Origin of the sequence: Streptomyces sp. 11-1-2 (assembly GCF_003595545.1) — a bacterium.
Taxonomy (GTDB): Bacteria; Actinomycetota; Actinomycetes; order Streptomycetales; family Streptomycetaceae; genus Streptomyces; species Streptomyces hygroscopicus_B.
Genome location: NZ_CP022545.1, coordinates 1,338,675 through 1,351,781 on the forward strand (window position 1 = coordinate 1,338,675; position 13,107 = coordinate 1,351,781).

The 13,107-nt window shown below is 70.6% G+C and carries 1 protein-coding gene (cut by a window edge); it reads right to left on the reverse strand.

Going from position 1 to position 13,107, the window contains the following annotated elements; translation table 11 throughout:
- A protein-coding gene (locus tag CGL27_RS51530) for a type I polyketide synthase (RefSeq protein WP_276147810.1) crosses the window boundary here: on the reverse strand, positions 1-13,053 show its 5' portion. Its footprint begins 8,247 nt before the window's first position; only the first 13,053 of its 21,300 coding nucleotides appear in the window; the start codon lies at positions 13,051-13,053; its stop codon lies off the left edge, out of view.
- Between the last annotated feature and the right edge of the window lie 54 nt (positions 13,054-13,107).

The window sequence follows — 13,107 nt, forward strand, 5'->3', positions numbered from 1 at the left end:
GCCCGCGTCGCGCGCGGCCGTCTCGTCCAAGGCCACCTCGGCGAACACCTCGTCGCCGCGCCGCCATGCGGTGTGCAGTCCCTGGAAGACGGGCCCGTACGCGTAACCGCGGGTGCTCATCTCGGCGTAGACATCGGTGAGGTCGACCCGTGTGGCGCCCTCCGGCGGCCACGCCATCCGGGCCACGGTAACCGTGTCGTCACCAGGGCTGACGCTGCCGGTGGCGTGCCGTACCCAGGCCCGGTCCCGGCCCGGCCTGGAGTACACCGTGACCGACCGGCGACCGCTCCCGTCCGGTCCGCCGACCGCCACCTGGATCTGTACGTCTCCGTGCGCGGGCAGCACGAGCGGCGCCTGCAGAGTCAGCTCGTCCAGCGTGCGGCAGTCCACGTGCAGCCCCGCTTGCACGGCCAGTTCCACGAATCCGGTGCCCGGCAGCAACACCTTGCCCAGCACGGCGTGATCGCGCAGCCAGGGGTGGGTGGCCGTGGAGAGCGAGCCGGTCAGCACACAACCGCCGGATTCGGGCAGTGGCAACACCGCGCTCACCAACGGGTGATCGAGACCGACAAGGCCAGCGCCTCCGACATCGGTCGCGCCGCGCACCGGATCCAGCCAGAACCACTCATGCTGGAACGCATAGGTCGGGAGATCGGCCCTCCGCGCCCCGGCCTCGGCGAACAGCGGCTGCCAGTCCACCGGCACACCCTCGGTGAACAGCCGGCCGACGGTGCTGAGGAAGCGGGCAAGTCCGCCGTCATCGCGGCGCAGCGATCCGGTGGTGATGATGGGGGTGTCGGTGGCGTCGGCGGTGTCCTGGATGCCGATGGTCAGCACCGGGTGCGGGCCGGCCTCGACGAACACCGTGTGTCCGAGCTCCAGCAGTCCCTCGATCGTGGACCGGAACTCCACGGTCTCGCGCAGATTGCGGTACCAGTACCCGGCGTCCAGCTCCGCGGTGTCCATCAGCCGCCCGGTCACCGTCGAATAGAACGGAACCTGTCCGCCACGCGGCTCCACGCCCGCCAGCGCCTCCGCCAGCTCTGCCCGGATCTCCTCCACCTGCGGGGAGTGCGAGGCGTAGTCCACCGGGATCCGCTTGGCCTCCGGGAACTCCGCCAGCACCGCGTCCAGCACCTCATCCGCCCCGGACACCACCGTCGACGCCGGACCATTCACCGCCGCCACCGACAACCCCGGGCGGTCCCGCAACTGGTCGGCGGACATCGGGACGGACACCATCCCGCCCTGCCCCGACAAGGCAAGCAGCGCCTTGCTGCGCAGCACCACCACCCGCGCGCCATCCGCCAACGACAGACCACCCGCCACACACGCCGCCGCGATCTCGCCCTGTGAATGACCCACCACCGCCGACGGCACCACACCAAACGAACGCCACAACTCGGCCAACGACACCATCACCGCCCACAACACCGGCTGCACCACATCGACACGAGCCAGCGCCCGCTCATCCGCCAGCACATCCGACAGCGACCACTCCACCAACGGAGCCAACGCATCCGCGCACTCGCCCATCCGCCGCACGAACACCGGCGAGGACTCCATCAACTCCAACGCCATCCCGACCCACTGCGACCCCTGCCCCGGGAAGACGAACACCGCTCCGGAGTGCGTTCGGGCCTCGCCGATCGCGGCGCTGCCACTGGCCACGGCCGCCAGCTCACGGAGGAGGTCATCGCGGTCAGCGCCGACGACCACGGCTCGGTGTGGCAAGGCGGCGCGGGTCGACGCCAGCGACCAGCCGACATCCACCGGCCTCAGGTCCGGCCGGTCGCCGACAAAGGCCATGAGGCGCTCGGCCTGTGCGCGGACACCGGCTTCGCTCGCACCCGACACCACCCACGGGACGACCCCAGAGTGGTCGCGTTCCGGCGAGCCCTCGGGCTCGGCGACCGGCTCGGGGGCCTGCTCCAAAATCACATGCGCGTTCGTGCCGCTCACTCCGAAGGCGGACACTCCGGCGCGGCGGGGCCGTGCGGTCTCCGGCCATGCCGTCCGTGCGCTGAGGAGTTCCACCGCGCCGGTGGACCAGTCCACATGCGGTGTCGGCTCATCGATGTGCAGGCTCTGCGGCAACACACCGTGGCGCATCGCCATCACCATCTTGATCACACCGGCCACACCCGCCGCCGCCTGCGTATGACCGATATTCGACTTGATGGAACCCAGGAGCACCGGCCGCTCCGGATCCCGGTCCTGACCGTAAGTGGCCAACAGGGCCTGCGCCTCGATCGGATCACCCAGCGTCGTCCCCGTACCGTGCGCCTCCACCGCATCCACATCCACCGTGGACAAACGGGCGTTCGCCAGCGCCTGCCGGATCACCCGCTGCTGCGAGGGACCATTCGGCGCCGTCAGCCCATTCGACGCACCATCCTGGTTCACCGCCGAACCCCGCACCACAGCCAGGATCGGATGCCCATGGCGCTCGGCATCGGACAGCCGCTCCACCACCAGCATTCCGGCACCCTCACCCCAGCCGGTGCCGTCCGCCCCCGCCGCGAACGCCTTGCAGCGTCCATCGGCCGCCAGTGCGCGCTGGCGGGAGAATTCCACGAAGATACCGGCGGTCGTCATGACGCTCGCGCCACCCGCCAGGGCCAGCGAGCACTCGCCGGACCGCAGGGCCCGTACCGCCAGGTGCAAGGCCACCAGCGACGACGAACACGCCGTATCCACGGTCAGTGCGGGGCCTTCGAGACCGAGGACGTAGGAGACCCGGCCGGACATGACCGATGCCGAGTTGCCCGTGCCCACCCGGCCCTCGAAGTCGCCCGTCTCGTCCGCCTTCAACAGGGCCGCGTAGTCCTGGCCGTTCGTCCCCGTGAACACGCCGGTCTCGCTGCCCCGCAGCGTCGTGGGGTCGATACCGGCCCGTTCCAGCGCTTCCCACGACACCTCGAGCAGCAGGCGCTGCTGCGGGTCCATCGCCACCGCTTCACGCGGGGAGATCCCGAAGAATCCGGCGTCGAACTCACCAGCTCCGGCCACGAACGCGGCCGCTCGGGTGGAGGAGGTGCCTCGGTGGTCGGGGTCCGGGTGGAAGAGGTTCGCGGTGTCCCAGCCCCGGTTCTCGGGAAACGGGCCGATGGCGTCGGAGCCGTCGGCGAGCAGGCGCCACAGATCCTCGGGAGACCTGACGTCCCCCGGGAAGCGGCAGCTCATCCCCACGATCGCGATGGGCTCGTCGTCCACCGCGCCGATCGCCTGGACCGGGACGGCCGGGGCCGAGCGGTCCTGGCCACCGTGCAGCAGTTCGCCGCGGAGGTACTCCGCCATCGCCAGCGGGGTGGGATGGTCATACGTCAGAGTGGCCGGCAGCCGAAGGCCGGTGGCCCGGTTGAGCCGGTTGCGCAGTTCGACCGCGGTGACCGAGTCGAAGCCGCTCTCCTGGAAGGCCCGGCCGGGGTCGATCGCGTCCGGGCCGGTGTGCCCGAGCACGACCGCGACATGGCGACGGACCAGATCCAGCACCGCGCGATCCCGGTCGGCGTCGGCCATCCCGGCGATCCGCTCCGCGAATTCCGAGCGCTCTTGGCCCGGTTCGGCGCTCTCCTGACCGACTCCGGCGTCGATCAGCGCCCGCACCTCGGGGAGTTCGGACAGCAGCGGGCTGGGGCGGGTCGCGGTGAAGGCCACATAGTGCCGGTCCCAGTCGATCTCGGCGACCGTGACGACGGTGTCGTCCTGCTCGACGGCGCGTGCCATGGCCGCGACCGCCATCTCCGGCGCCATCTCCGGTACGCCGTGGCGGCGGGCCACCTCGCCCACCCCGCCCTCGCCCATGCCGTCACCGGCCCACAGACCCCAGGCGATGGAGGTGGCGACCAGGCCCTCGGCCCGGCGCTGCTCGGCCAGCGTGTCCACGAAGACGTGGCCGGGTGCGTAGTTGCCCTGTCCGGGTGCGCCCAGTGTGCCCGACAGCGAGGAGAAGAGGACGAAGGCGGACAGGTCCATGTCCCGGGTCAGTTCGTGCAGATGCACCGCGCCATCGGTCTTGACGCGCAGCACTCGTTGCAGTTGCTCGGTGGTGAGCGAGTTCAGGGTGCCGTCATCGAGCACCGCCGCGGTGTGCACCACCGCGGTCAGCGGTCCGACCTCGGCCAGCAACGCGGCCAGGGCTTCCCGGTCCCCGACGTCACACGCCGCCACCGTCACCCGGGCACCGAGCGTCTCCAGCTCTCCGGCCAGCCGCTCGGCGCCCGGCGCGGCCATGCCCCGGCGGCTGGTCAGCACCACATGTTCGGCACCCCGGTCGGCCAGCCACCGGGCGACATGGCCACCCAACGCTCCGGTGCCGCCGGTGACCAGTACGGTGCCGCGCGGTTGCCAGGCCCCGCCGCGCTCGCGGGCTGGCGCATGCGCCAGCCTCCGGCCGAAGAGCCCACTCGGGCGGATCGCCACCTGGTCCTCGCCCGAGGTGCCGGCCAGCACACCGGCCAGGTAGTCCTGGGTACGCGGGTCCACGCCCTCCGGCAGGTCGATCAACCCGCCCCAGCGCAACGGCTGTTCCAGGGCGATCACCTTGCCGAGGCCCCAGGTCAGGGCCTGCTTTCGGCGGACGGCCAGGTCGGCTTCGCCACCGCCTTCGCCACCGGTCTCAGCATCGATATTGGCACCGCTATTGGCACCGCTTTGGGCATCGCCACCGACGCCGTCGCCGTAGCCGAGCGAGACGCCACGCTGGGTGAGGCACCACATCGGCGCTTCCAGACCGGCGTCTCCGAGCGCCTGCGAAAGCAACAGCGTCATCGCGTAACCCTGGGGGACCGAGGGGTACGCGGGGTGCGGCCTTTCGTCCAGCGCGGTCAGCGACACCACACCGCTGATCCGGGGGGTATCGGCCAGGACGGCGCCCAGCCGGTCGGCCAGCGTGGCACGGTCCAGTTCGGGCTCGCCGAGAACGACCATGATCGGCTCGGCACCGTGCCGGATCAGCGCACCGGTCACCCCCGCGACCCACTCGTGCTCGGCCTCCGCATGGGAGACCGCCACGAGCCAGGTGCCGGCCGGCGACGTGGCGGGCGCGGTGAGCGGCTTCCAGCGGATCTTGTACCGCCATGAGTCGATGGTGGAGACCTCACGGCGTTCGCGCCGCCACTGGGACAGGGCGGGCACCACTTCGCGCAGCGACTGCCCGTCGACGCGCAGCGCCCCGGCGAGCGACTCGAGGTCCTCACGCTCGACGGTGTCCCAGAAGTCCGGGTCGACCGTGCCGGTGGAGGGCTCGGGCAGCGTGGCGTCCAGCCAGTAGCGCTCCCGCTGGAAGGCGTACGTCGGCAGGTCCACCCGGCGGGCGGCGGGGAACAGCGGCAGCCAGTCGACCACGACGCCATGTGCGTACGCCTCGGCCAACGCGCTGAGGAAGCGGACGAGGCCACCGTCGTCCCGGCGCAGTGAGGCCAGTACGAGTCCGCCGCTCGTGCCCGCGTCGTCGAGCGTTTCGCGCAGGCCCGTGGTCAGGACCGGGTGGGGGCTGATTTCGATGAAGGTGTGGTGGCCGCCCTCCAGCGCCGCACGGGTGACCTGCTCGAGCTCCACTGTCTCGCGCAGATTGCGATACCAGTAGTCCGCGTCCAGTTGCGCGGTGTCGATGGGCCGTCCGGTCACCGTGGAGTGGAAGGGGGTCGTTCCGGTGCGCGGCTCGATGGACGCCAGGGCGTTCAGCAGCTCATCACGGATCCCGTCGATCTGGGGCGAGTGGGAGGCGTAGTCCACCGGAATCCGCTTGGCCTCCGGGAACTCCGCCAGCACCGCGTCCAGCACCTCATCCGCCCCGGACACCACCGTCGACGCCGGACCATTCACCGCCGCCACCGACAACCCCGGGCGGTCCCGCAACTGGTCGGCGGACATCGGGACGGACACCATCCCGCCCTGCCCCGACAAGGCAAGCAGCGCCTTGCTGCGCAGCACCACCACCCGCGCGCCATCCGCCAACGACAGACCACCCGCCACACACGCCGCCGCGATCTCGCCCTGTGAATGACCCACCACCGCCGACGGCACCACACCAAACGAACGCCACAACTCGGCCAACGACACCATCACCGCCCACAACACCGGCTGCACCACATCCACCCGACCCAGCGCCCGCTCATCCGCCAGCACATCCGACAGCGACCACTCCACCAACGGAGCCAACGCATCCGCGCACTCGCCCATCCGCCGCACGAACACCGGCGAGGACTCCATCAACTCCAACGCCATCCCGACCCACTGCGACCCCTGCCCCGGGAAGACGAACACCACCGAGCGTCCCGGCTCGGCCGCATCCGCTGCCTCCACCACGCCCGGTGCCGGTTCGTCCTGTGCCAGGGCCGTCAGCCCGGCCAGCAGTGCGGTGTGATCGCCGCCGAGCACCACCGCCCGATGTTCCAGCATCGCGCGGCTGGTGAACAGCGAGAAGCCGATGTCCGCCACGCTCCCGTCAGGGTGGCTCATCAGGTGTGCGCGCAGCCGTTCCGCCTGTGCGCGAACGGTGCGCCGGTCCCGGCCCGAGATGATCCACGGGACCGCCGCGCCTGGTTCGGCGTCGTCGGGCGCCTCCGCGGCCGTCGGCATCGGCGCCTGCTCGATAATCAGGTGTGCGTTCGTTCCACTGATGCCGAACGATGAGACTCCGGCGCGGCGGGGCCGTCCGGCCTCCGGCCACGCCTTCTGCTCGCCCAGGAGTTCCACCGCGCCGGTGGACCAGTCCACGTGGGGAGTGGGCTCATCGATGTGGAGGCTCTGCGGCAGCACTCCGTGGCGCATCGCCATCACCATCTTGATCACACCGGCCACACCCGCCGCCGCCTGCGTATGACCAATGTTCGACTTCACCGAACCCAGCAACAACGGCCGCTCCGGGGCCCGGTCCTGACCGTAGGTGGCCAACAGGGCCTGCGCCTCGATCGGGTCGCCCAGCGTCGTCCCCGTACCGTGCGCCTCCACCGCATCGACGTCCTGGGTGGTGAGTCCGGCGCTGGCCAGCGCCTGGCGGATCACCCGCTGCTGCGACGGACCATTCGGCGCCGTCAACCCATTCGACGCACCATCCTGATTCACCGCCGAACCCCGCACCACAGCCAGGATGGGGTGCCCGTTGCGCCGCGCGTCCGACAGCCGCTCCACCAGGAGCATGCCGATGCCTTCCGCAAAGCCGGTGCCGTCCGCCGCTCCCGCGAACGGCTTGCAGGTGCCGTCCGGTGCGAGCCCACGCTGACGGGAGAATTCCACGAAGACGGTGGGGGTCGACATCACCGTCACGCCACCGGCCAGCGCGAGCGAGCACTCACCGAGGCGCAACGCCTGTATGGCGAGGTGCAGTGCCACCAGCGACGACGAGCAGGCCGTGTCCACGGTGACCGCCGGGCCCTCGAGTCCGAAGGTGTAGGCCACGCGGCCCGAGGCGACACCGGCCGCCGCCCCCGTGCCCAGATATCCCTCGACACCGTCGGGAGTGGTCGACAGGCGGGTGAGGTAGTCGTGGTGCATCACGCCGGTGAACACACCGATCCGCTCGCCCTTGACGGAGGTGGCGGGGATCCCCGCGCGCTCGAACACCTCCCATGATGTCTCCAGGAGCAGCCGCTGCTGCGGGTCCATGGCCGCGGCCTCACGCGGCGAGATCCCGAAGAACCCGGCGTCGAACTCGGCCGCGTCGTAGACGAATCCACCACTGCGGGCATACGACGTACCGGGACGATCCGGATCCGGATCGTAGAGACCGTCCAGATCCCAGCCACGGTCGGTCGGCAGGACCGATATCGCGTCACCGCCCGAGCGCACCAGGTCCCACAGCGCTTCCGGTGACGTGACCCCGCCGGGGAAGCGGCAGCTCATTCCGACGATCACGATCGGATCGTCGGCGACGAGGGAGCCTCCGGCCGGTGTGACGACGGCGCCGCTGTCCGTGCCGAGGACTTCGGCCAGCAGGTGCTCGGCGAGCGCACGCGGTGTCGGATAGTCGAACACGGCGGTGGCGGGCAGCCGTACGCCGGTGGCCGCGCTGATCCGGTTGCGCAGTTCCACCGCGGTCAGCGAGTCGAAGCCGATTTCCTGGAAGGTCCGCGCGGTGTCGACCGATTCCGTGGACGCGTGGCGCAGCACCGCCGCGATGTGATTGCGCACGAGGTCGAGTACGGCCTGATCCCACTCGGCACGGTCCACGGCGGCCAGCCGGTGTCCGAGCGCGGAGGCCGAGTCAGGGGCGTCGACTGCCTGGGCAGCGCGCCGGATCCGGGGGCGGACCAGGTCGCGCAGGACGGCGGGCAGGTTGTCGGCGCCCGCCCATGCCTGCGGGTCCAGCGGCGCGGCCAGCACCATCGCCTCATCGGCGACGAGCGCCGCATCGAACAGTTCCAGTGCCTGAGAGGTGGGCATCGGCACCGCGTGGGAACGCGCCAGATCGTCGACCGACAGGTGCTCGGTCTGCTCGCTGCGTTCTTCCCAGAACCCCCACGCGATCGACACCCCCGGCAGCCCCTGCGCCCGCCGATGAGCAGCCAACGCATCCAGAAACCCATTCGCCGCCGCATAACTCCCCTGACCCGCATTCCCCAACACACCCGCCGCCGACGAAAACAACACAAACGCCGACAGATCCAACCCACACGTCAACTCATGCAAATACCAAGCCCCCAACGCCTTCGGCCCCAACACCCCAACCAACCGCCCCCCATCCAAAGAACCAACCACCCCGTCATCCACCACACCCGCCGCATGCACCACCACACCCAACCCCTCAACCGACCCCACCAACTCCGCCACCGCACCCCGATCCCCCACATCACACGCCACCACCCGCACCCGCGCACCCAACCCCTCCAACTCCCCAACCAAACCCCCAACACCCGGCGCACCCCACCCCCGACGACTCACCAACACCACCTCACCCACCCCATACACCGACACCAAATGACGCGCCACCAAACCACCCAACAACCCCGTACCACCCGTCACCAACGCCACACCACCACCCAAACCGGCCACCACACCACCACCGGCCGTACCACCACCACTCACACCCACCAACCGCGGCACCCACACCCGACCCCCACGCACCGCAACCTCCGACTCACCCAGCCCCACCACATCCGGAACCACACCCCCATCAACACCCGCCTCCCCACCAACATCCACCAACACAAACCGCCCCGGATGCTCCGACTGCGCCGACCGCACCAACCCCCACACCGCACCACCACCCACATCCTCCACACCCTCACCACCCACAGACACCGCACCCCGCGTCACCACCACCAACCGCGAACCCCCAAACCGCTCCTCCCCCACCCACAACCGCAAAACCTCCAACACACCCACCACATCAACCCCCGACAACACCACACACCCCGGCACCACACCACCCGAAACCACCTCACCCCACTCCACAAACGACCCCACCCCACACACACCCGCATCCACCCACTCCACCCGATACAACGCATCGGTCCTGTTGCCCCGCCCGTCGTTCAGCTGCTGGGCGGAGACCGGCCGCAGAGCCAGTGAGCGTGCCGACAGGACGGGCGCGCCTGTGACGTCCGTGGCCCGGAGGGCGATCGCGTCGCGGCCGGCCGGGGTCAGGGTGACGCGCAGGACCGTCGCACCGACCGCGTGCAACGTGACGCCGCTCCAGGAGAACGGCACATAGGCCTGGCCGTCGTCGGTTACGAAATCGCCGAATCGCACCCCGTGGAGCGCGGCATCGAGCAGCGCCGGATGGACCGCGCACCGGGCCGCGTCCCCCTGAGCCTCCTGAGCCACCGCCACCTCGACGAAGACCTCGTCTCCCCGGCGCCAGGCATCCCGCAACCCCTGGAACACCGGCCCATACGCATACCCCCGCTCCGCCAACGCCGCATAAACCCCCTCCACCCCAACCCGCTCCGCACCCACCGGCGGCCACACCTCCACAGCCGACACCCCACCATCCGCCACCCCCACCACACCCACCGCATGCCGGACCCACTCACCCTCCCGACACGAAAACACCGACACCGACCGACGACCCCCCTCACCAGCACCGCCCACCGAAACCTGAACCTCCACCTCACCCCGCTCCGGAAGCACCAACGGCCCCTCCAACGTCAACTCCTCAACCACCCCACACCCCAACCGCAACCCCGCCTGCAACACCAACTCCACAAACCCCGTCCCCGGCAGCAACACCACACCGGAGAGGGCGTGATCAGCCAGCCAGGAGTGGGTGGCCAGGGACAGCCGACCGGTCAGCAGGCAGCCGCCGGACTCGGGCAGCGCGACCGTGGCCCCGAGGAGGGGGTGGTCGAGCGCGCCCAGTCCCAGCGCGGAGGCGTCACCCTGGCCGGGCCGGGGCGTCAGCCAGTAACGCTCCCGCTGGAACGGGTAGGTCGGCAGTTCCACCCGACGCGCCTCGCCGAAGGCCGCGGGCCAGTCCACCCGTACGCCGTGCACCTGCAGCCGCGCCATGGCCGAGAAGAACTGGGCGAGCCCGCCCTGGCCACGGCGCAGCGAGCCGGTGACCACCACGGACTCGCCGGAGGCGTCCGCCGTGTCCTGGATGCCCATGGTCAGGGCGGGGTGGGTGCTCGATTCCACGAAGACGCGGTGGCCGTCGGAGAAGAGGGCCTGGAGCGCGCCCAGGAAGTCGATGGGCTTGCGGGCGTTCCAGAACCAGTAGTCCGCGTCGAGTTCGGTGGTGTCCAGGAGTCCGCCGGTCACCGTGGAGTAGAACGGAACGGTGGACTGGCGGGGCGCCACGTCGGCCAGCAGGGTGAGCAGTCGTTCGCGCAGCGGTTCCACCTGAGGGCCGTGGGACGCCACGGTGGCGGGCACGACACGGGCGCGTACGCCGTCCGTCTGGCATGCGGCCACGAACTCTTGGAGACTTTGCGGGTCGCCGGCCACTGTGGCCGCCGCGGGCCCGTTCACCCCGGCCACCGCGAGGCGTTCGCCCCACCACTCGATCCGGGTGGCCAGTTGTTCCGCCGGCAGGGCGACCGAGGCGATCGCGCCGTTGCCCACCAGCGCTTCGGCGAACAGACGGCTGCGCAACACCACCACCTTGGCCGCGTCCTCCAGCGACAGCGCCCCGGCCACGCAGGCGGCCGCGATCTCGCCCTGGGAGTGGCCGACCACGGCGGAGGGGGTGATCCCGTAGGAGGACCACAGCTCGGCGAGGGACACCATCACGGTGAACAGAACCGGCTGGACGACCTCGATGAGGTCGAGCGAGGGCGCACCGGGCGCGGATCGCACCACGTCCTCGATGGACCAGTCGAGATGGGTCTCCAGTGCACGGGCGCACTGGGCGAACCGGCGGGCGAAAGCCGGGGAGGAGTCCAGCAGTTCCACGGCCATACCGGCCCACTGCGAGCCCTGTCCCGGAAAGACGAACACCACGCCGGTGTCGGGACCGGCCACTCCCTCCACCACGTTCGGGGCCGGCTCTCCGGCGGCCACCGCGGCAAGACCGTTCAGCAGGTCCGATGGGGTGGATCCGATCACCACCGCGCGGTGTGACAGCGCCGAGCGGGTGGTGGCAAGGGTCCATCCGAGGTCGCTGGGGTCCGCTTCCGTGGCCATGGTGGCGAGCCGCGCCGCGAACGCGCGCAGACCGGCCTCGCCCTGGCCCGAGAGCACCCAGGGCACCGCCACCGGCTCGGTCCGGGGCGGATCAGTGCGCTCGGCCTCCGGTGCCTGCTCCAGAATCGCGTGGGCGTTGGTGCCGCTCACGCCGAAGGCGGAGACTCCCGCCCTGCGCGGCCGGTCGTTCTCCGGCCAGGGAGTCCGCTCCGTGAGCAGGCGTACCGCGCCCGCGGACCAGTCCACATGCGGGGTCGGCTCGTCCACGTGCAGGGTGCGCGGCAGCACACCGTGCCGCATGGCGAGCACCGTCTTGATGACCCCGGCGACGCCGGCGGCGGCCTGGGTGTGGCCCAGGTTCGACTTGACCGATCCGAGCCACAACGGCAGGTCCCGATCCTGACCGTAGGTGTCCAGCAGGGCCTGTGCCTCGATCGGGTCCCCGAGCCTGGTGCCGGTGCCGTGCGCCTCCACCACGTCGACATCGCCGGTGGACAGCTGGGCGTCGGACAGTGCCGCGCGGATGACCCGGCGCTGGGAGGGCCCGTTGGGCGCGGTCAGCCCGTTCGACGCGCCGTCCTGGTTGGCAGCGGTACCACGCACCACCGCCAGCACCGGGTGGCCGTGCCGTTCAGCGTCGGACAGCCGCTCCACCAGCAGCATCCCGGCGCCCTCACCCCAGCCGGTGCCGTCCGCGCCCGCGGCGAACGCCTTGGACCGGCCGTCCGGCGCCAGCCCGCCCTGCTTGGACAGCTCGACGAAGGTGTTCGTCGTCGTCATCACCGTGACGCCGCCCGCCAGCGCCAGTTCGCACTCCCCGTTGCGCAGCGCCCGGACGGCCAGATGCAGCGCGATCAGAGAGGACGAGCACGCGGTGTCCACGGTGACCGTCGGCCCTTCGAGACCGAAGGCGTAGGCCACCCGTCCCGAGAGAACGCTCGCCGCGCTGCCCGTGCCGAGGTGGCCTTGCACATCGTCCCGCGCCGCGCTGAGCAGCGTCGCGTAGTCCTGGCCGTTGGTACCGATGAACACCCCGGTCAGGCTGCCCCGCACGGCGTCACGGTTGACGCCGGCCCGCTCGAAGGCTTCCCAGGAAGTCTCCAGCATCAACCGCTGCTGCGGGTCCATCGCGATGGCCTCCCGGGGGGATATCCCGAAGAGCGCCGCGTCGAAATCGGCGATGCCGTGCAGGAATCCGCCGTAGCGGGTGACCGACTTCCCGGCCCCGCCCTCGGGGTCGTAGAGACCTTCCGTCTTCCAGCCACGGTCGACCGGGAATTCCGACACCGCGTCGCCACCGTCGCGCACCAGGTCCCACAACGCTTCCGGCGTTGCGATGCCACCGGGGAAACGGCAGCTCATGCCGATGATCGCAATGGGCTCGTGGCTCTTCGCCTCGATGTCCTGCAGGCGCTGGCGGGTCTGCCGCAGATCCTTCGTGACCTCTTTGAGATAATGACGAAGTTTCTCTTCATTCTCCACAGGACGACCCTCTCAACGCGGTGCCGGACTCACTCGGAGTCGAACTCGACGGCA